Here is a 19366-nt window from a genome sequence, read left to right as displayed (position 1 = left end):
TTAATACTTGGTATGCTATAGTAACTTGTCTTTTATTTTCTTCCATCGGTAGTTTCTTATAAAACTAGCCTGTTCTTTGGTTACTAATAATGCTTTGCGTTCACTTTTGGCTTTCAGGAAACCATTAATATAATCGATAAAAAGCAAAGGTTTTTTTTTGCGCATAGCCAGTTTAGCTCCTGCAATAGCAGTTATTATAAACCCGTACCCAAGTGTGTAAAATGCCTCACCTTGTTTATATCGAGATGCCTTGGTATAGCTAGCTCCTGTAGGTTTTAAATGTTTTACTTTAAGATTGTTTATTGTTATTATATCCCATCCGTAAAATTTTGCCAAGAGCTCATCAACAGTGTCCCACCCCATAGCAGGTTTTAGTTTGCCTATTTGCAAAAAACAATTTTTTCTATAAGCTTTAAAAGCACCTCTAACGTGGTCTTTATTAGTAAGGTTTTCTAATATCCATTTGCCATTATTTTCTATATAGGCAAATCCGCCTACTATTCCTGCTTTATTGTTTTTAGCGAAAGTATCGAGTATTGTCTCAAAATAATTAGAGGGTAATATCAGGTCGGCATCCAGTTTTACAATCACATCATAGTTTTCATTTACAGTAGTATAACCAGTCATGAATGCTTCTATGACTTTGCTGCCCGGCATATGTGAAGCGTCAGAAGATTTATTTACTAGTGATAACCATTGGTGTTTTGTACAAAATGATTCAACAATTTCTGCTGTGTTATCAGTAGAATTATCATTTACTACCACGGCTTTTGCAGGTAATACAGTTTGCTGTACAAGCGATTGCAGCATAGTACTTATATATGCAGCTTCGTTATAAGCGGGTATGATAACGTAATATTTCATATTTGTGCAGAAATGGATGCAAATATGGCTATTTTTGTGCTATTAGAAAAACCGTACAGCCTTGAATAAGAAAGTTTTTGTAGTTATTGTTACTTATAATGGTGCGCATTGGGTAGATAGGAATATAAGTTCTTTACTCCAGTCTGATTACCCTGTTACTATTATAGTTATTGATAATTGTTCAACTGACAATACTGTTGCTTTATTAGATAAATATGAAGAGGTTAGTTTAATACAAGCTAATGAGAACTTAGGTTTTGGCAAGGGTAATAATATTGGTATTCAAAAGGCTTTAGCGCAGGGTGCAGATTATGTTTTTCTACTTAATCAGGATGCATGGGTTTTTAACAATACCATTAGTAGCCTTATCGCTAAAATGGAGAAAGATTCAAAGCTGGGTATTTTAAGCCCTATGCATTATAGTGGTAACGGTAAAAGTTATGATACGGCTTTTAGTACTTATTTGTCCAGATCTTATTCTGATTTACAATATATAAATTCAGTTGCAGTACCTTTTGTAAATGCGGCAGCCTGGATGATGAGTAGGAAGTGTATAGAACGAGTTGGTTTTTTCGAACCGCTATTCGGACATTATGGAGAAGATAGAAACTACTGCGACCGTGTAAAATATCATGGCTTTTTGATAGGTATAGACCTTGATGCTAAAATAATACATGATAGAGTAATAACAAGAAACCTAAAAAAGGACATAATACAGTCGAAGTACAAAATATTAGCTACACTGCTCGATATTAATCACAGTTTTTCCAAAAGTCGTTTATTGGCATTGAAAGAAGTTGTAGGCTTGCCAAAATATTTTAGCAAATTTTATGGTGTTAACGGGGCTATAAATTTGTTTTTAAAATTGATAACCTATTATTTTAATAATATATTTAACTCCAGTAAAATAAAAAAAGCTCGACGAAAATCAGCCGTAAATGGATAAAAAAGCATCATCAAAACAGGTATTGTTGTTTACGCTTATCAATTATATTGGTACAGCTATTGGCATAGTGTCTGTATTGTTTATTTACCCTAATAATAAAGCTTTTCTGGGTACGGTGCGTTATATTGATAATATAGCACAACTGTTATACCCTATAATGGTACTTGGGGCTTCGCAGGCGCTAATAAAATTTTACCCTTCGCTTGATGAGAACCTTCGTAAAAAACTGTTTAATTACAGTATTTTTTCTATTTTATTTATAAGTGTTGTTGTACTGATTGCAATACCATTATTTGTAAATATTTCTAGTTTTGATAATGCTCAAATACTCTATTTTGCATTCCCTGTTGCTGTTTCTCTTGCTTTTATAGAGCTTTTTAAAAGACAAGCTCAGGATATGCAGAAAATTGCAGTGCCTACACTTTATGAGAAACTGATTCCTAAAATTGTACTCCCTATACTTTTTTTGTTATTAATCAATGATATTTTAGAGGTTTACACTTCGTTATACTTTTATATTTCAGGCTATCTTCTCGTTTTAGTTTTAACAGCAATATATCTGTTTAAAAGGTTTAAACCAGGGATTAACTATGAGTTTAAGACGCTTTTTGAACAAATACCGCGTAAAGATTATTTACGTTATAGCCTGTATGCTTTTGCAGGTAGCCTTGGTTCATTACTGGCATTCCGTATAGATGGTATAGTAATACCAGAACTCATTTCGATGGAAGCAAATGGTAGTTTTAGTATTGGGGTAACGCTTGCTAGTACGCTGCAAATACCAGCTATAGGTATGTTTGCTATATATGCGCCTATAGTATCAGGTTATTTGAAAAATAATAATATACAGGAACTTAACATGAAATATAAAGAAGTAGCACGCCTATTGTTTTTTATTGGTGCTGTTTTATATAGTTGTATATTTCTAGGTGTTAACGATTTATTTTCACTTTTACCTACAGGCGATAGTTTACAAGCATCTTTGCCAATTATTCTTATTCTTGGTTTTAGTGTACTTATTAATATGGCTACAGGTTTTAATTCTGAAATTATTACGTATTCAAGCTATTATAGGTTTAACCTGATTGCAGTAGTATTACTTACCGTTTTAAATGTGTCACTAAACCTGTGGTTTATATATTATACAAACTTAGGTATAGCTGGCGTGGCTTATGCTTCACTTATAGCAATGACGATATTTAATATTGCTAAACTATGGTTTATTTATAAAAAGTTTGGGTTATTACCCTTTGATAGGGCTTTTTTAAAATTGGCTGTAATATTCTTATTGTCAGGAGTTATAATATTTTTATTGCCTAATACAGGTTCAAATTTTATTAACCTCATTTATAAAGTAGGACTTTCTTTATTGATGAATGTAATGGTTATATATAAATTAAGGCTCGTCTACCAAGTAAATATATGGATAGACAAAGCCTTAAAAATTATTAAGCTAAAATAAGTTAACTGTTATACTCTATAGGTAATAGCATTAATATTCATTCCTCCACCAACTGAAGCAAATAATACTACATCACCTTTATTAAGTTCTTGATGCTCAACTTCGCCTTTTGTTAGTAGGTCATATAGTGTAGGTATTGTTGCTACACTGCTATTTCCTAATTTTTGTATGCACATAGGCATAACCCCTTCTGGCGGAGCTTGGTTGTATAGTTTATAAAAGCGCTGAATAATGGCTTCATCCATTTTTTCATTTGCTTGGTGTATAATTACTTTCTTAAGATCTTTAATGTCGATGCCACTCTTGTCCAAGCACTCTTTCATGGCTAGAGGTACTTGGCTTAGTGCAAATTCATATATTTTTCTGCCATGCATTTTTATATAGCGTACATCTGAATCATGGTCTTGATTATAAGATTTTCCGAAAAATAAGAAATAGGCTTCTTCGTGGGTGAATGATGCGGTTTCGTGTGCTAGTATGCCGCCTTCATCATTAGTAGCTTCTATTACAGTAGCACCTGCACCATCAGAATATATCATGCTATCGCGGTCATGCGGATCTACTACACGTGATAAAGTTTCTGCACCAACAACTAAGCATCGTTTTGCCATGCCAGCTTTTATGTAAGCTTGTGCTTGTATAACGCCTTCTATCCATCCAGGGCATCCAAAAAGAATATCATAAGCTACACATTTAGAGTTTTTAATGCCTAAACTATGTTTCACTCGTGCAGCAATGCTTGGTAACATATCCGATTGTATAGCTCCTTCTTTTACATCGCCAAAGTTATGGGCGAGTATTATATAATCTAACGATTCTTTGTCGATACCAGCATCTGCAATTGCTTTCTCTGCGGCAAAAAATGCAATATCCGAAGTTACAAGTTCAGTCTCTACATAACGACGTTCTTCAATGCCTGTTATTTTTTTAAACTTACTAGTTATAACGTCGTTAGTGTATTGTAGTGGGCTACCATTTTCTTCGAGGAATACATGTGCTGCAAAGTCCTTATTGGTAACGGCGCGGTTGGGAATATAACTTCCACACCCCGTAATCTTTATGTTCATGTTATCCTATTTTTAGAGCTAATATACTGAAATAAAAAGAAATGTTAAAGAAACAAAGCTATGCATGCATACGAATTGTTGTATTCTTTTTTTTAGGGTATTTTTTTAAGAAATAAGTAGTATTTTAATTAAATATCTTTATTTTCATAACCGATGCTATAGATAGTGCTCTTGTTTTTATTTTCTCGGCATTGGTTCCAGAGAAAAGAGTATCTGCTGTATTGTTAAAATGGCTCAACCATATTTCAAAATGTAAGTCGGTAATGGTTTCTTTATCATTCAGTTCGTGGTGTATCTGTAAAACATTTTTGCGATATATACCTTTATGAAATAAAGTCTGTTCCCAAAAATCAGTGAGGTGGGGCAGATGCTCTTCAAGGTTTATTTTGGCAACATCAGTAAACATATAGCTTATAGCAGAGTCTGTAAGCAATCTGTTATAAAACTCTCGCATAAAAAGTTCAATATCGGCTCTTGTTTCTATATCTTTCATTTTAAAATTTATTTGGAGTATAAATAAAAATGGCTGCATTAGCAGCCATTTTCTTAATTTTCCATATAAGCCTCTATAGGCGCGCAAGAACATATTAAGTTTCTGTCGCCATAGGCATCATCAACTCTTCTTACGGCAGGCCAAAATTTATTATCAGCAATATAATCTAGCGGAAATGCTGCTTTCTCTCTGGTATAAGGTAGTAACCATTCGTCAGCAGTAAGCATTGCTAGTGTGTGCGGTGCATTTTTAAGCACGTTGTTTTTATCATCAGCATCAACTTCTTCAATTTCTTTTCTGATGGCTATCATAGCATCACAAAAACGATCAAGTTCCTCTACGTTTTCACTCTCAGTAGGCTCTATCATTAGTGTTCCTGCTACTGGGAAAGATACCGTAGGAGCATGGAAACCATAATCCATTAAACGTTTTGCAATATCAGTAACCTCAATACCTTTTTGTTTAAAAGGTCGGCACTCAATAATCATTTCGTGAGCAGCTCTACCCATTTCACCAGTATATAGTGTTTGGTAATGACCTTTTAGCTTTTCTTTTATGTAATTGGCGTTTAATATCGCATATTTAGTCGAATCGGTAAGTCCTTCTTCGCCAAGCATAGTGATATAGCCATAAGATATAAGGCAAACTAATGCCGAGCCCCATGGCGCACCTGATATAGCTGTAATGGCATTGCTACCGCCAGTAGGTACTATTGGGTTAGTTGGTAAAAACGGAACTAAATGTTCTGCTACACAAATAGGACCAACACCTGGACCACCACCACCGTGAGGTATAGCAAATGTTTTGTGCAGGTTAAGGTGACAAACGTCAGCACCAATGGTTGCAGGGTTAGTAAGCCCAACCTGAGCATTCATGTTAGCACCATCCATATATACTTGTCCGCCGTTATCATGAATTATTTTAGTAATCTCTTTAATGGATGCTTCATATACACCATGTGTAGATGGGTAAGTAACCATAAGGCAAGACAGTCTGTCTTTGTATTGTTCTGCTTTAGATCTAAGATCTTCTACATCAATATTACCATTTTCAGAAGTTTTAGTAACTACTACTTTCATTCCAGCCATAATAGCTGAAGCAGGGTTAGTACCGTGTGCCGATGCTGGTATTAAAGCAATATCTCTATGGTCATCACCATTAGACTGATGGTAAGCACGAATAACCATAAGTCCTGCATACTCACCTTGCGCTCCAGAGTTTGGTTGCAGTGTAGTACCTGCAAAACCAGTAATAACATTGAGTTGCTCTTCTAGTTTTTTAAGCATTATTTGGTAACCTTCTGCCTGCTCCATTGGGGCAAACGGGTGAATGCTGTTCCAGTAAGGTAAACTCAATGGTAACATCTCGGTAGCAGCATTCAGTTTCATAGTACAAGACCCTAAAGATATCATCGAGTGGTTTAAGGCAAGGTCACGACGCTCTAATTTCTTGATGTAACGCATTAAAGCAGTTTCTGAATGGTATTTGTTAAATACTTCATGTTGCAAGAAGTCGCTTGTACGTTGTATTTCGTGAGGTATTGTACTCTCGCCAGATAGCTCTGTTATAGGGTCAATTTCTCTACCTATTGCTTCGGCAAATATTTGTACAATATTATTAATGTCTTTTAGAGAGGTTGTTTCATTAAATGAAATTGAAACCGTTTCTCTGTCGATATAATAAAAGTTAATCGATTCTGCTTCGGCAGCAGCCTGTACTTTAGCTACATCGGTTTTAACAACAATAGTGTCAAAGAACGATGAGTTTGCTTGATATACACCAAGCTCGTTAAGTGCTTCGGCTGTAGTTACTGCCGAGCGGTGTATTTTATTAGCAATATATCGTAACCCTTTAGGACCATGATATACAGCATACATACCTGCCATAACAGCAAGTAGCACTTGTGCTGTACATATATTTGAAGTTGCTTTTTCACGCTTAATATGTTGTTCACGTGTTTGCAGTGCCATACGTAATGCACGATTACCATTAGCATCTACGGTTACCCCAATAATTCTACCTGGCATACTACGTTTGTATTCTTCCTTAGTAGCAAAGTAAGCAGCATGAGGGCCTCCGTAGCCCATAGGGATACCAAAACGTTGTGTAGTACCTACTACCACATCCGCACCAAGCTCTCCCGGAGGAACTAGTTTTACAAGACTCAATATATCGGCAGCTACGGCTATTTTTATATTGTTTTCTTTTGCTTTAGTAATAAAACTAGCATAGTCATATACTTGTCCGAATTTGCCTGGATATTGTAATAAAGCTCCGAAAAATTCATCTGAAAAATCAAACTCTTCATGATTACCTACAACAAGTTCTACACCAATAGGAATAGAGCGTGTTTCTAATACCGAAAGGGTTTGTGGAAGTATCTCCTCAGATACAAAAAATTTATTTACGTTGTTTTTCTTTTGCTCGCGTGTGCGAACATCAAAAAGTAGTGCCATAGCCTCGGCAGCAGATGTACTTTCGTCAAGTAACGATGCATTGGCTATTTCCATACCAGTAAGCTCTATTATAGTAGTCTGGAAGTTAAGTAATGCTTCAAGACGACCTTGTGCTATCTCTGCTTGGTATGGTGTGTAGGCAGTGTACCAACCTGGGTTTTCTAGTATGTTTCTTTGGATAGGTCCTGGCACTATGGTAGCGTGGTAGCCTAAACCAATGTATGATTTGTATATTTTGTTTTTAGCTCCCAACTCCCTAATGTGATTCATATACTCATATTCGGTCATAGCAGGATCTAACTGTAATGGCTCTTTTAGGCGAATATCATCTGGTAGTGTTTCGTATATCAGTTGTTCCATAGATTCTGTACCTATGGTTTTCAACATATGCTGCAAGTCATTTTCTCTTGGGCCAATGTGTCTTAAAGCAAAAGCATCTGTTCTCATGTATATTTTATGCGTTGTTTTTTAGTGGCACAAAAGTAATTATTTATATCCGAATTAAAATGCTTTTTTAAGCTCGATTTTGTGAATTTTTCATCTTAAACGTATTACTTTTAGCAGATTGATTATTTTTGCTGAATGAAGGCACTCAAGGCGATATTTCATTTTTACATACACGGTAGCATACATGTTGCTTTTTCAGTATTGTCATTATTGCTCATGACCTTGCATATGTTTCATATACCTTTTGATGTGCCTATGCCAGCTTTTGCTTTTTTTGGTACTATAACGGGGTATAATTTTGTGAAATACGAAAGCCTTTTCCGTAATAAGAGGCATATTACCCCCGAAATAAAAGCTATTGCTATAATGAGCTCTTTAACGTTATTAGCCGCAGGTGCTAGTTTTTTGTTTTTGGAACGTAAAACCCAACTTGTTAGTCTTATATTTTTTGCACTTACGTTGCTTTATACCGTGCCTTTTTTTCCGAAAAAGAAAAATATGCGCAACTGGGTGGGTATTAAAATTTATATGGTTGCACTGTGCTGGGCAGGTATTACTACATTATTGCCTTTGTTTGATGCAGGAATAGCAGTATCGACTGATGTGGTGCTTAAATTTATTCAGCGTTTTTTATTGGTTATTATTCTAATACTTATTTTTGAGATTATTGACTCTAAAGACGATGATCCTGAGCTTATGACTGTTCCTCAAAAAATAGGAGTACAGAAAACAAAATGGTTAAACCTTGCTCTATTATTACCATTTTTTTGTTTAGAATTTTTTAAAAGCGATATAGATTTAAAACAACTAGGGGCAAATATTACGCTTGTAATAGCTACCGCATTATTTACTATTTTTGCTACTCCTAACCGACCGAAATACTATACACTTTTTTGGGTAGAAAGCATCCCGATATTTTGGTTGGGGTTAGTACTTTTGGTATCAACTTTTTAATTAAAGGTCTTTCAAAGCATTTTCTAAATTTTCATATTTAAATGTAAAGCCCTCTTCTTGTAATCGGGCAGGTATTACGTTTCGGCTTTTTAATACGAGTTCAGTTTCTGTGCCTACAATTGCTGCGCCTATTTTAAGCAATGTTTTACTGATAGGGATAGCTATTGGCATACTAACCCTGTGTTGTAATGTTTTCATAAAATCTTTATTTCGCACAGGAGCTGGAGATACAATGTTTATTTTGCCTTCCAGTTCTTTTTCGATTATAAATGCTACGGCACGGGCAAAATCCAGTTCGTGAATCCAGCTTACAAACTGCCTGCCGTTACCCTGCTTGCCGCCAAAACCAAGTTGTGTTAACTTTTTCAGCATGGGGTAAGCTCCGCCATTTTTACCTAAAACAATAGAAGTACGTAATGCCGTTTTTTTAGTTTTCGGAGTTTCTGTCTGAAAAAAAGTGCGTTCCCACATTTTTGCTACATTCATAGAAAAGTCAAAACCAATGTCGCCTGTTGTTTCATCCATTTGTTTGTCGAGGCTGTGGCGGTAGATGGTGGCAGTAGATGAGTTTAACCAATGTTTTGGCGGATTGATACATTGTAAAACAGCTTTGTTGAGTACCGCTGTGCTGTCAATACGCGATGTTATAATTTTGTTTTTGTTACTTTCATTATACCTACAATCGACTGATTTTCCTGCAAGGTTAATGAGTACATCAGCGTCTTCCAGCTCCGTTTCCCAACCTGTCATGGTTTTGGCATCCCAGTTTACATAGTATATATTGTTTTCTTTACGTGATTTGCCACGTGTAAGAATTACTATTTCGTCCGTTTTATCTTTAAAATGGGTGATGAGTACTTTACCTAAAAAACCTGTGCCTGCTGCTATAATTAGTTTTTTCATGATTAGATTTTTTTGAAGCTTTTATTAATGATGTACGTAAGATATACAAAATAGCATGCTGTAGATATGGGATATATAAACAATAAAACTAGCGATAAAAATTGAAAACCAAAGTTGTCATAGTGCCTAGACGTGTATACGAGAGATAAACATAATAAGACATTAAGCCAGTAAATAATCAACAGTTTTTTTGTTTTTGAAATTAGTTTTTTACGGTAAAAAAGACTTATAATTATAGCTGGAATTAATTGTAATGCTCCTAAAAATAGTTGAGCGTACATTCCGTAGATAAAATATATAACGGTGCAATATAGTATTAAAGTAATACCTAAAGCGAGTGAATTGATTATGTGAAGTATTTTCATACAGTTAAGATAATTATTGAGTTGTATATTACAACACTCTATAGAGTTTCCGCTAAGGTTAATTAATATATCAGTCCCTTCAAGCTCTTTTTGTCAATTACTACTAGGAATCCAGTTAATATATTTTATGGTATTTAGTGTTTCTGTTTTACCAGTAGTAAATACTACAATTTCGTGAGTAATGCTTTTAAATTGATTGATGAGTATTTTGCCCCAGAAATTAGTTTCTGTAGCGATGGCTATTTTTGTCATGATTATAATTTATTTGGTACAGGTAATAATATAGTATCCGAAATTGTTCATTTGTATTCCAGATAACAGAGCGTAGAATGAACCTTTAAGATTTTGGATACTCTGTTTACCTATTTCTTGATTTTTAAGGATTTTTTTTAATAAAAAGCCTGAAATAACAAAGGGAACATGTAATACAGAAGGTGCAACACGTAAAGAAATATCTTCAATAATAATGTCTTTAAACCCGATTCTTTCGAGTGTTCGCTTGACCTCGGGTATATTGCCTAGTTTTTCAAGACTCCAGCCGTTACATAGCCCTTTATAACAATAACTACCACCTGGGCACAAGTTTTTTATCTCTTTTTTAAGGAAGGCGTCGGTTATTACCATTTTTCCTCCATTTTTCAATATCCTGTAAGCTTCTTTAAAAGATGCTTCGCTGTGCCCTGCATGACAAAAGCTTTCTATCGCCATTGCACTATCAAAGGTATTATCAGAAAAAGTAGTATTATTGTAATCTTCTTTAAGAATGAGACCATTTAGCCCAGTAAGTCTTTTGTTACCTTCTGTAGCCTGAAATTCTGATAGCGTTACGCCAAGTACACGTAATTCTTTATTTCTTTCAAGTCCATACTTCATGGTGCCACCCATACCACAACCTAAGTCACAAATCAATTTTGAATCTCCTATTCGCTTATACACTTGCCTGTTCATTTCATTTAGCATGGTGTCGCGCATAAACGGATTGTTTCGTGAGGGATTATAATAACCAAAATGCATATTAAAGTCGCGACTCCAAAATTCATAGTCTTCTGTTGCTTCATTATAAAGTTCTGCTGTTCTATGATTATTATCTTCGTGTAATGTTTCGCTAAATAATCGTTGTAATGTAGCCATGGTTATATTATTTTTAAATTATTTAATAGTAATAAAGTATATATTGTGGCAAAGAATATAAAAAGGATATTCATACAATAGCTACCTATTTTAAAATGTAGTTTTTGTGGTATTTGATACATGGGATAATATGCTATTTGAGTCGCCACTTTACCCACCCAGTATGCTCCAATTAAACCTGTTAAAGCAACAGCAAGCGGTGTTTGGTTTTTCAGTTCTTCGGGTAACCATAAAGCAATGAGACCAAAGCTGAAATTGAGCCCTTGTATGTAGCGACCATAGGTTTTTGCAATTTCTTGGTTTAGAGGTTTTAGTTGCTTTACATCGTTATACCAATCAAATACTTGATGCCTAATATAAGGGTAGATAAGTGCAGTAAATATCTGACCAATACCTCCTGCTATTATGACGTAGTTAGGGATAGTTAAGTTCATAGTTTTACTCTTTAAATTTGTAGTTAAGTATTACTGTATAATATATTGCAATGAACGTTGGCATAGCCCATATCCATTGCCATTCGGTAAATGCCAACATCAGGAAAAATGATATTGTAAGTAACCAATAAATTCCTAATAACTTACTTTTATAACCCTTGTCTATAGTTAGCCAGATTGTCGCAGTAAGAACCTGAACCAAACCTGTTAACATCATAAAAAGTATAGCGATTGCCCATAGTTCTCCCCACAAGAAACCTAACAGTCCTAAAGCGAGAGGAAAGCTAACAAAGAAATTATTAAGTTTTTTCATTTTTATTGATTATTTTAAACTTTCAGTAATATTTGAAATATATAATTAAATTTTTTTACTTCATTATTTTCATGACTAACCTGCCTATCCAGTTCTCTTTCATTTCGGTAACTTTCTCTATCATATTGTCGGCTTTTAGTACAAAGTCATATAATTTTTCGGTTTGTGCAGTAAAATGTTTTGCTTCTGCAGATGTGTCGTTTTTTACTCCTGTAGACACATCTTTTAGGACTCTTAATGCAGGTTTGATTTCTCTTTTACTACGTTCTTGTGCTATTTTTACAGCAAGTTCATCAAGGTCTTTTTCTGCAATGAAAAACTCTTTCCGTTCGCCTGCTTTATATTCTTTAAATACAATACCCCAGTCCATTAGCGCACGTAAATTCATACTGGCATTACCACGCGATATTTGTAATTCGTCCATAATGTCTTCCATAGAAAGTGCATCAGGAGCTACCATAAGCAAGGCATGTATTTGTGCCATAGTTTTATTAATACCCCATTGCGAGCCAAGTGCCCCCCATGTTTGTATAAACTTATTTTTTGCTTCGCTGAATTCCATAGTTCAAAGATAGAATAATATTTTCAAACTTTCAATAAACATTGAAAGTTTATTTTTTTAAAAAACATATTAGAACGTGATGTAAGGATACTGAGCTTGCAATTTATTAATACGTTGTTGTAGTTTTTCCAAAAACTTTTTGTGTTGTTCAGCTTCGGAGTTAAAAGAACGATGGTTTAATCCTTTTTGTATGGCGTTAACCTCTTTCATTGTAGGATAAGCATTCTCTGCGATATATGTTTCGGTAAAGCGTTCCCAAATATAATCTATCGCTACGTTATTAGGGTGAATCATATCAGGTGCATAAAACCTATAGTCCCGCAATTCGTCCATCATAATTTCATACGAAGGGAAGTAGCCAGTATTTAGTTTGTAGTTTTCAGTATTCAGGGCTTCATGCAAAGCAGCTATAAGGTTTGCTTTACTCCATTGGTTTTCGATAAAACCATCTTTACTATGACGAACAGGAGAAACGGTAAATGTAAATTGCAACTTGGGGTTTACTTCCTGTAGCATATTTATAATGCGTTGTAAGCTTTGTTGTATAATAGTAATAGATAATAACTCTTTTCTAAACTCTTTTTGCGGTACTTTGTGACAGTTGGCTACAATATTTCCAGACTGATTATGGCTATATACCCAAGCTGTACCCAGTGTAATGATGAGGTGTGAGGCTTGTAGTAATGCTGTACCTGTATTGGTAACAGCAGCGTTTAGGTTATCAAGAAGCTTATCTTTATCAGGATCACTCAGGTCGCTATGCGCATCAAAACAATGCCAACGCTCATTGTGGTAAAAAATATCCGTTTCAGTAAATTGCTTTTGCTGTATACCATAGCTAATAAACTTTTCGATAGCTAACGGATGAAACAATATACCGAAAGGGTTAATAGTATTCCTGAATTTAAAATAATTCAGCTTTTCTCCCATGTTTACTGCAAAGCAAGAACCCAAAGACACTACCTGAGAGTTATAATCAATGGGTCGATTACTTTTCTTGATAGGTATTTGGGTTCTAAATTGCATTTTATTGTATATAGTTTTTAGCTGCTGCTAATGCTTCGTTTATACCGCTTACATTTTTTCCGCCAGCTGTAGCAAAAAATGGCTGTCCGCCACCGCCTCCCTGAATGTGTTTACCTAGTTCGCGTACCACCTGCCCAGCATTGAGTCCTCTTTCGGCAACCAGCTCTTTAGATATGTAGCATGTAAGCATTGGTTTGTTATCTTGTGCTGTGGCAAGTACCAAAAATAAATTGTCACCTAAATTACCCAACTCATAAGCTAAATCTTTTGCGCCTGTAGCATCAAGATCTACTTGTTTTGCAAGGAATTTTATACCGTTTATCTCTTCAATATCTCCTGCTAGTTCCCCTTTTAGGTTCTTAGCTTTGTCTTTTAATAATGCTTCCACTTGTTTTTTAAGCTTTGCATTTTCATCTTGTAAAGATGCTACAGCTTTTAGTGTATCTTGTGGATTTTTAAGTGCCGATTTTACCTCTGCAAGTGTTTTTTCTTGATTAGCAAAATAGGTTTTTACTGCTTCATTTGTAATTGCTTCTATACGGCGTATGCCTGCTGCAACAGCTCCTTCGTTTACAATTTTAAAGTACCATATATCAGCAGTATTCGTTACATGAATACCACCACAAAGCTCCATGCTTTCGCCAAATTTTATTGCACGTACATTATCGCCATATTTCTCGCCAAATAGTGCCATAGCACCTTCCTCTATAGCCTGAGCGAAAGGAATGCTCCTACGTTCTACTAATGGTAATTGTTCTTGTATTCTTGCGTTTACAAAGTCTTCTACTTGCTGTAATTCCTCATCGGTAACTTTAGAGAAATGTGAAAAATCAAAACGCAGGTAGTTAGGACTAACTAATGAACCTTTTTGCTCTACGTGTGTACCCAAAATAGTGCGTAATGCTAAGTGCAGTAGGTGGGTAGCGGAGTGGTTACTTGCCGAATCGCTCCTTAGCTTTTCATTTACTTTTGCTGTAAATGTTGCTCCTGTATTTTCAGGTGATTTTTTAGTAATATGTAGTATAAGATTGTTTTCCTTTTTGGTGTCTAGTACCTCAATAGTTTCATTCGCTGAGGTTAATGTCCCTTTATCGCCAACTTGTCCTCCACCTTCGGGATAGAATGGCGTGTTGTCTAAAACGATTTGGTATAGTGTACCATCTTTTTTAGACTCGACCTTTCTAAAACGAGTGATTTTTACATCGTTTTCTAGTTGGTCATATCCTACAAAAGTTTCAGTATTTCCTTCTATAATTATATTCCAATCGCCAGCAGCTACTTGACTAGCAGCACGCGAACGATCTTTTTGTTTTTTCAGTTCAGCATCAAACTCTACCTTGTTATAACTGAACCCTTTTTCTTTCAAGATTAAGGCTGTAAGGTCTTCAGGGAAACCGAAAGTATCATATAATTCGAATACTTTAGCTCCTGATACTTCTTTACCTTTAGTTTCAGAAACTACATTTTCAAGTAATTGCAACCCTTGATCTAGTGTACGAAGGAAAGAAGCCTCTTCTTCTTTAATGACATTAGTAACCAAGCCCTGCTGCGATTTTATTTCTGGGAAAAATTCGCCCATTTGCTCGCTTAGTATTGCTACAAGTTCATTGATAAAAGGCTCTTTCTTGTCAAGGAAAGTAAAACCATAACGAATGGCACGTCTTAATATTCTACGAATAACATATCCCGCTCCTGTATTACTTGGTAACTGACCATCGGCAATAGCAAAAGCCACTGCACGAACGTGATCTACAATTACACGTATCGCGATATTGGTTTTCTCCTCGGTGTCATTACTAGCTTTAACGGTATATTTTTTACCCGTAAGTTGTTCTACTTTTTGGATTAGCGGTGTAAATACATCAGTGTCGTAATTAGACTGCACGTTTTGTAATACCATACAAAGTCTTTCAAAGCCCATACCGGTATCTACGTGTTGCGAAGGTAATTTTTCTAACGATTTGTCAGCTTTACGGTTAAATTCCATAAATACGTTATTCCAAATCTCTACTACTTGTGGGTGATCTTCGTTTATCAAGTCTTTACCTGCAACTTCCGCTTTTTCCTCAGCAGAACGGATATCCACATGAATTTCCGAGCAAGGTCCGCAAGGCCCTTGCTCGCCCATTTCCCAAAAGTTATCTTTTTTGTTACCCATTAATATACGGTCTTCATCTATCAGTTCTTTCCATATATCATAAGCCTCTTGGTCAAAAGGCACATTGTCTTCTTTGCTGCCTTCAAATACGGTTACATATAAGATATCTTTTGGTATTTTATATACTTCTGTAAGTAGTTCCCAAGCCCAGTTGATAGCATCTTTTTTAAAGTAATCGCCAAAACTCCAGTTACCAAGCATTTCGAACATAGTGTGATGGTAGGTGTCAAAACCTACATCTTCTAAGTCATTGTGCTTACCCGAAACGCGAAGGCATTTTTGAGTGTCGGTTATACGGTTGCTTTTAGGTATGGCATTGCCTAAAAAGTACTCTTTAAACTGCGCCATGCCCGAGTTGTTGAACATAAGCGTAGGATCGTCTTTGGTTACTATAGGTGCCGATGGGACTATTAAATGTCCTTTTGCTTCAAAAAAATCTAAAAACTGTTTCCTTATATCCCGAGATTTCATATTAGGGTATGATTTTATTTATTTTGTCAATATTAAACGTGCCTGAAAGTCTTAAAACTGAAAAAAAGTTACAAAAAACCGTAACAATCACTAACTTTGTACGTCTATTAGTTTTCGCTCTACAGGCAACTGTATATAGTGCAAAAATAGAATAAATTAGCAATATGTCGAAGGTAAAATATTATTACGATTCAGAAACACTTGCCTATCATAAAATAAAGGCTAAAAAGGGCAAGAAAATTGGCTTTATGCTTTTGTTTTTGGTAGCCTCTGCTTTGTTTGGTTTCTTGTGTTTTATAGTATTGCTTAATACCCCTTTTTTCGAAACTCCTAAAGATAAACTACAGGCGCGCGAAATTGAAAATTTAAGAATACGCTATGAGTCATTAAATCGTAAGATGGATCAAGTAGATGAGGTGCTGGCAAGTATAGCAGAGCGTGACAACAACTTATATCGCACCTACTTTAATACATCTCCCATACCCGAAGAGCAGCGTAAAGCAGGGTTTGGTGGGATAAACCGTTATAAAGAACTGGAAGGTTACAATAATTCTGATATAATTATTACTACTACAAAACGACTCGATGTAATATCTAAAGAGCTTGTAGTACAGTCTAAATCGCTTGGCGAAATCGCTAAACTAGCAAAAGATAAAGAAAAATTACTTGCAGCTATACCAGCAATACAGCCCGTAAAGAATGAAGATTTACGTCACGTAGCGTCAGGTTTTGGGTATAGGAGTGACCCATTTACTAAAATACGTAAATTTCATGCTGGGATGGACTTCTCTGCTAAAACAGGAACGCCTATTTATGCTACAGGTGATGGTGTAGTAAGACGAGCCGACAATAGAGCCTCTGGTTATGGTAATCATATAGTAATAAAACACGGTTATGGCTACGAAACACTATATGCTCACCTTAGTAAATATAAAGCAAGAGTAGGGCAAAAGGTAAAGCGTGGCGATATTATAGGCTATGTAGGTAGTACAGGAAGATCGGAAGCGCCGCACTTACATTATGAAGTGCATAAAGGCGGAAAGGCGATTAATCCTATTAATTTTTATTATGGTACTATTTCGGCTAAAGAATATGTTTTAATTTCTAAATTAGCTAACCAAGAAAACCAATCGCTAGACTAATGCATTTAGACCTTCCTGAAAAACGATATTATAGTATAGGCGAACTCGCAAAAGCATTTGATGTAAATGCTTCGCTCATTCGTTTTTGGGATAAAGAGTTTGATATTCTTAAACCAAAGAAGAATGCTAAGGGTAACAGGATGTTTACACCAGATGATGTGAAAAATTTACAGTTAATATATCATTTAGTAAAAGAGCGCGGTTTTACACTAGAAGGTGCCAAAGTGCACCTGAAAGAAGGACAAAAGAAAACAATGGATAAATTCGAGATAATTCGTAAATTAGAAACTGTAAAAACAACATTAATCAATATTAAAAACGAACTTTAAAAAGACAAATGAATATGAAAAAATGGATCATTCCCGTAGTAATTATTGTAATTCTCCTTATTTGGTCAGTATCATCCTATAACGGATTAGTAGGGGTGCGAGCTGATGCTAAAACAGCATGGGCAGATGTAGAGAGTAGCTACCAACGCAGAAACGACCTTATTGGCAATCTTGTAAATACTGTAAAAGGAGCTGCTGATTTTGAAAGAGGTACACTTACTGATGTTATAGAAGCACGATCTAAAGCAACTTCTGTAAATATAGATCCTACTAATATTACCCCAGAACAATTAGCGCAGTTTCAACAGGCGCAAGGTAATGTGTCGAGCGCATTATCAAGATTATTGGTAACAGTAGAGCGTTATCCAGACCTTAAAGCAAACCAAAACTTCCTTGCACTGCAATCGCAAATTGAAGGTACAGAGAACAGAATAAATGTAGCGCGTGATCGTTATAACGAAGCTGTAAATAAGTATGACAAGAAGAAACATACTTTTCCTACGGTAATTTTTGCTAGTATTTTTGGTTTCGAAGATATGGCACGTTTTAAAGCAGATGAAGGTGCAGAGAAAGCACCAGAAGTAAAATTTGATTTTAACTAAGATATGTCAAAAAACAAAGAATTTTTAACTCCCCAAGAAGAAAAAGAAGTAGTAGCAGCTATTGCTACTGCCGAGACGAATACCTCGGGAGAGATAAGAGTACATATTGAAAACCATACCGAAAAACCTCCACTCGAAAGAGCTCAGGAGGTTTTTCAACTTTTAGAAATGGATAAAACTGCTGCTCGTAATGGAGTGTTGTTTTATGTAGGTGTTACCGACAAAACTTTTGCTATTGTTGGCGACGAGGGCATTGATAAAGTTGTAGAAGATGGTTTTTGGAATAGTACTAAAGATGCTGTGATTTCTCAGTTTAAAACAGGTAAGTTTAAAGATGGACTTGTAAATGGTATACTAAAAGCAGGAGAGCGATTGAAAAAATATTTTCCGTATGATAATGAAGGTGATGTAAACGAATTACCAGATGAAATTTCTAAAAGCTAAATGAAAAAAATAAAAAATATACAGCAGTATTTATTACTATCATTATTATTCGTTTGTTTTTCAGCATTAGGGCAAACGGTAAATATTCCTGAAAAGCCATCTGAGCAAACCAGTTATTACGATTATGGTACTAATATCTTAAATGAAAGCGAAAAAAAGGCGATAGAACAAAAGCTGATTAACTATGCCGATACTACTTCTACTCAAATAGTTGTAGTAGCTGTAAAAACTACAGGAGGCGAAGCTACATGGAAGTATGCTTTTGATATAGCAGATACTTGGGGTATAGGGCAAGAAGGTAAAGATAATGGGATATTATTGCTTATTGCTGTAGACGATAGGAATATGTTTATAACTACGGGTAAAGGGACTGAGCATCTTATGACTGATGCTGTTTCTAAACTTATTATTGAAAATGATATTAAGCCTGGGTTTAAAGCTGGAGATTATTATGCAGGTATAGATAAGGGAACTACTGCTATAATGAAGGTAATGCAGGGCGAGTATAAAGGCGAAAGAAAGAAGGATAAAGGTTTCCCTTTTGGGGCAATAGTATTTTTTATTATTCTTATCATATTTATTATATCATCTATTTCTAAACGTGGCGGCGGTGGTCGTGGCGGAAGAGGAGGAGGCTCTACACTTGCTGATATTCTTATACTAAGTAGTCTAGGTAGTAGTGGTGGTTTTGGCGGTCATTCTAGAGGCGGTGGCGGCTTTGGCGGCGGCGGTTTCGGAGGAGGCTTCGGCGGCGGCGGTTTTGGCGGCGGTGGAGCAGGCGGAAGCTGGTAATTTAG

20 protein-coding genes are annotated in these 19366 nt (G+C 35.6%); 8 read left to right on the top strand and 12 right to left on the bottom strand.

The window, feature by feature from the left end; all coding sequences use genetic code 11:
- Window positions 1-15 precede the first annotated feature (15 nt).
- Complete coding sequence (locus tag DVK85_RS01770) at window positions 16-864, bottom strand: glycosyltransferase family 2 protein (RefSeq protein WP_114676792.1); 849 nt, start codon at window positions 862-864, stop codon at window positions 16-18.
- Window positions 865-925: 61 nt separating this feature from the next.
- Between DVK85_RS01770 and DVK85_RS01765 the strand changes: the two genes are divergently transcribed.
- Complete coding sequence (locus DVK85_RS01765; RefSeq protein WP_114676791.1) at window positions 926-1810, top strand: glycosyltransferase family 2 protein; 885 nt, start codon at window positions 926-928, stop codon at window positions 1808-1810.
- Complete coding sequence (locus DVK85_RS01760) at window positions 1803-3272, top strand: oligosaccharide flippase family protein (RefSeq protein ID WP_114676790.1); 1470 nt, start codon at window positions 1803-1805, stop codon at window positions 3270-3272. The genes DVK85_RS01765 and DVK85_RS01760 overlap by 8 nt, the downstream gene beginning before the upstream one ends.
- Before the next feature lie 8 nt (window positions 3273-3280).
- Here DVK85_RS01760 and DVK85_RS01755 read toward each other — a convergent pair whose 3' ends face one another.
- The 3 genes from DVK85_RS01755 to gcvP all read right to left on the bottom strand — a co-directional run bounded on the left by DVK85_RS01755 (window position 3281) and on the right by gcvP (window position 7735).
- The gene (locus DVK85_RS01755; protein ID WP_114676789.1) at window positions 3281-4339 is read right to left on the bottom strand and encodes a 3-oxoacyl-ACP synthase III family protein; all 1059 of its coding nucleotides are present in this window, start codon (window positions 4337-4339) and stop codon (window positions 3281-3283) included.
- Between the two features lie 124 nt (window positions 4340-4463).
- A complete protein-coding gene (locus DVK85_RS01750) occupies window positions 4464-4832 on the bottom strand; it encodes a group III truncated hemoglobin (RefSeq protein ID WP_114676788.1) in 369 nt (122 codons plus the stop codon).
- Between the two features lie 53 nt (window positions 4833-4885).
- Entirely contained in the window at window positions 4886-7735 is a 2850-nt protein-coding gene (gcvP, locus tag DVK85_RS01745; RefSeq protein ID WP_114676787.1) for an aminomethyl-transferring glycine dehydrogenase, read from the bottom strand.
- Between the two features lie 135 nt (window positions 7736-7870).
- On the opposite strand from gcvP, the gene DVK85_RS01740 reads away from it, so the two are divergent.
- Entirely contained in the window at window positions 7871-8689 is an 819-nt protein-coding gene (locus DVK85_RS01740) for a UbiA prenyltransferase family protein (RefSeq protein ID WP_114676786.1), read from the top strand.
- Here the strand turns inward: DVK85_RS01740 and DVK85_RS01735 are convergent, their stop codons facing one another.
- From DVK85_RS01735 to alaS, 8 genes are all read right to left on the bottom strand, one after another.
- A complete protein-coding gene (locus DVK85_RS01735; RefSeq protein ID WP_114676785.1) occupies window positions 8690-9592 on the bottom strand; it encodes a TIGR01777 family oxidoreductase in 903 nt (300 codons plus the stop codon). It abuts the gene before it with no gap.
- Between the two features lie 458 nt (window positions 9593-10050).
- Entirely contained in the window at window positions 10051-10209 is a 159-nt protein-coding gene (locus DVK85_RS13530) for a hypothetical protein (protein WP_162845315.1), read from the bottom strand.
- Between the two features lie 9 nt (window positions 10210-10218).
- Window positions 10219-11088 (bottom strand): SAM-dependent methyltransferase, encoded by an 870-nt coding sequence (locus DVK85_RS01730; protein ID WP_114676784.1) that lies wholly within the window; start codon window positions 11086-11088, stop codon window positions 10219-10221.
- A 2-nt stretch (window positions 11089-11090) separates the two neighbouring features.
- On the bottom strand, window positions 11091-11522 hold the full coding sequence (locus DVK85_RS01725) for a hypothetical protein (RefSeq protein ID WP_114676783.1): 432 nt from the start codon (window positions 11520-11522) through the stop codon (window positions 11091-11093).
- 4 nt (window positions 11523-11526) lie between these two features.
- Window positions 11527-11835 (bottom strand): hypothetical protein, encoded by a 309-nt coding sequence (locus DVK85_RS01720; protein ID WP_114676782.1) that lies wholly within the window; start codon window positions 11833-11835, stop codon window positions 11527-11529.
- Window positions 11836-11890: 55 nt separating this feature from the next.
- Complete coding sequence (locus tag DVK85_RS01715) at window positions 11891-12397, bottom strand: GbsR/MarR family transcriptional regulator (protein WP_114676781.1); 507 nt, start codon at window positions 12395-12397, stop codon at window positions 11891-11893.
- Window positions 12398-12466: 69 nt separating this feature from the next.
- The gene (locus DVK85_RS01710; protein WP_114676780.1) at window positions 12467-13423 is read right to left on the bottom strand and encodes a GSCFA domain-containing protein; all 957 of its coding nucleotides are present in this window, start codon (window positions 13421-13423) and stop codon (window positions 12467-12469) included.
- 1 nt (window position 13424) lies between these two features.
- On the bottom strand, window positions 13425-16052 hold the full coding sequence (gene alaS, locus DVK85_RS01705) for an alanine--tRNA ligase (protein ID WP_114676779.1): 2628 nt from the start codon (window positions 16050-16052) through the stop codon (window positions 13425-13427).
- A 164-nt stretch (window positions 16053-16216) separates the two neighbouring features.
- Here alaS and DVK85_RS01700 point away from each other — a divergent pair, with 164 nt between their 5' ends.
- Genes DVK85_RS01700 through DVK85_RS01680 form a run of 5 tightly spaced genes read left to right on the top strand, consistent with a single transcriptional unit; the run spans window position 16217 to window position 19361 of the window.
- Complete coding sequence (locus DVK85_RS01700; protein ID WP_114676778.1) at window positions 16217-17194, top strand: M23 family metallopeptidase; 978 nt, start codon at window positions 16217-16219, stop codon at window positions 17192-17194.
- A complete protein-coding gene (locus tag DVK85_RS01695; protein WP_114676777.1) occupies window positions 17194-17523 on the top strand; it encodes a MerR family transcriptional regulator in 330 nt (109 codons plus the stop codon). Before DVK85_RS01700 ends, DVK85_RS01695 begins: the two co-directional genes overlap by 1 nt.
- Window positions 17524-17537: 14 nt before the next feature.
- Window positions 17538-18125 carry a LemA family protein gene (locus DVK85_RS01690; RefSeq protein ID WP_114676776.1) on the top strand — a complete coding sequence of 196 codons (588 nt, stop codon included), beginning with the start codon at window positions 17538-17540 and terminating at the stop codon, window positions 18123-18125.
- A gap of 3 nt (window positions 18126-18128) precedes the next feature.
- Complete coding sequence (locus tag DVK85_RS01685) at window positions 18129-18569, top strand: TPM domain-containing protein (RefSeq protein WP_114676775.1); 441 nt, start codon at window positions 18129-18131, stop codon at window positions 18567-18569.
- On the top strand, window positions 18570-19361 hold the full coding sequence (locus DVK85_RS01680) for a TPM domain-containing protein (RefSeq protein WP_114676774.1): 792 nt from the start codon (window positions 18570-18572) through the stop codon (window positions 19359-19361).
- Window positions 19362-19366: the final 5 nt, after the last annotated feature.

Origin of the sequence: Flavobacterium arcticum (assembly GCF_003344925.1) — a bacterium.
Taxonomy (GTDB): Bacteria; Bacteroidota; Bacteroidia; order Flavobacteriales; family Flavobacteriaceae; genus Flavobacterium; species Flavobacterium arcticum.
This window is presented reverse-complemented; position numbering and strand designations above follow the sequence as displayed.

What these genes read in the sequence shown, in the direction of transcription:
- DVK85_RS01770 (WP_114676792.1), bottom strand. Translation starts at nt 864, where the DNA reads ATGAAATATTACGTTATCATACCCGCTTATAACGAAGCTGCATATATA.
- DVK85_RS01760 (WP_114676790.1), top strand. Translation starts at nt 1,803, where the DNA reads ATGGATAAAAAAGCATCATCAAAACAGGTATTGTTGTTTACGCTTATC.
- DVK85_RS01755 (WP_114676789.1), bottom strand. Translation starts at nt 4,339, where the DNA reads ATGAACATAAAGATTACGGGGTGTGGAAGTTATATTCCCAACCGCGCC.
- DVK85_RS01750 (WP_114676788.1), bottom strand. Translation starts at nt 4,832, where the DNA reads ATGAAAGATATAGAAACAAGAGCCGATATTGAACTTTTTATGCGAGAG.
- gcvP (WP_114676787.1), bottom strand. Translation starts at nt 7,735, where the DNA reads ATGAGAACAGATGCTTTTGCTTTAAGACACATTGGCCCAAGAGAAAAT.
- DVK85_RS01740 (WP_114676786.1), top strand. Translation starts at nt 7,871, where the DNA reads ATGAAGGCACTCAAGGCGATATTTCATTTTTACATACACGGTAGCATA.
- DVK85_RS01735 (WP_114676785.1), bottom strand. Translation starts at nt 9,592, where the DNA reads ATGAAAAAACTAATTATAGCAGCAGGCACAGGTTTTTTAGGTAAAGTA.
- DVK85_RS13530 (WP_162845315.1), bottom strand. Translation starts at nt 10,209, where the DNA reads ATGACAAAAATAGCCATCGCTACAGAAACTAATTTCTGGGGCAAAATA.
- DVK85_RS01730 (WP_114676784.1), bottom strand. Translation starts at nt 11,088, where the DNA reads ATGGCTACATTACAACGATTATTTAGCGAAACATTACACGAAGATAAT.
- DVK85_RS01725 (WP_114676783.1), bottom strand. Translation starts at nt 11,522, where the DNA reads ATGAACTTAACTATCCCTAACTACGTCATAATAGCAGGAGGTATTGGT.
- DVK85_RS01720 (WP_114676782.1), bottom strand. Translation starts at nt 11,835, where the DNA reads ATGAAAAAACTTAATAATTTCTTTGTTAGCTTTCCTCTCGCTTTAGGA.
- DVK85_RS01715 (WP_114676781.1), bottom strand. Translation starts at nt 12,397, where the DNA reads ATGGAATTCAGCGAAGCAAAAAATAAGTTTATACAAACATGGGGGGCA.
- DVK85_RS01710 (WP_114676780.1), bottom strand. Translation starts at nt 13,423, where the DNA reads ATGCAATTTAGAACCCAAATACCTATCAAGAAAAGTAATCGACCCATT.
- alaS (WP_114676779.1), bottom strand. Translation starts at nt 16,052, where the DNA reads ATGAAATCTCGGGATATAAGGAAACAGTTTTTAGATTTTTTTGAAGCA.
- DVK85_RS01700 (WP_114676778.1), top strand. Translation starts at nt 16,217, where the DNA reads ATGTCGAAGGTAAAATATTATTACGATTCAGAAACACTTGCCTATCAT.
- DVK85_RS01695 (WP_114676777.1), top strand. Translation starts at nt 17,194, where the DNA reads ATGCATTTAGACCTTCCTGAAAAACGATATTATAGTATAGGCGAACTC.
- DVK85_RS01690 (WP_114676776.1), top strand. Translation starts at nt 17,538, where the DNA reads ATGAAAAAATGGATCATTCCCGTAGTAATTATTGTAATTCTCCTTATT.
- DVK85_RS01685 (WP_114676775.1), top strand. Translation starts at nt 18,129, where the DNA reads ATGTCAAAAAACAAAGAATTTTTAACTCCCCAAGAAGAAAAAGAAGTA.
- DVK85_RS01680 (WP_114676774.1), top strand. Translation starts at nt 18,570, where the DNA reads ATGAAAAAAATAAAAAATATACAGCAGTATTTATTACTATCATTATTA.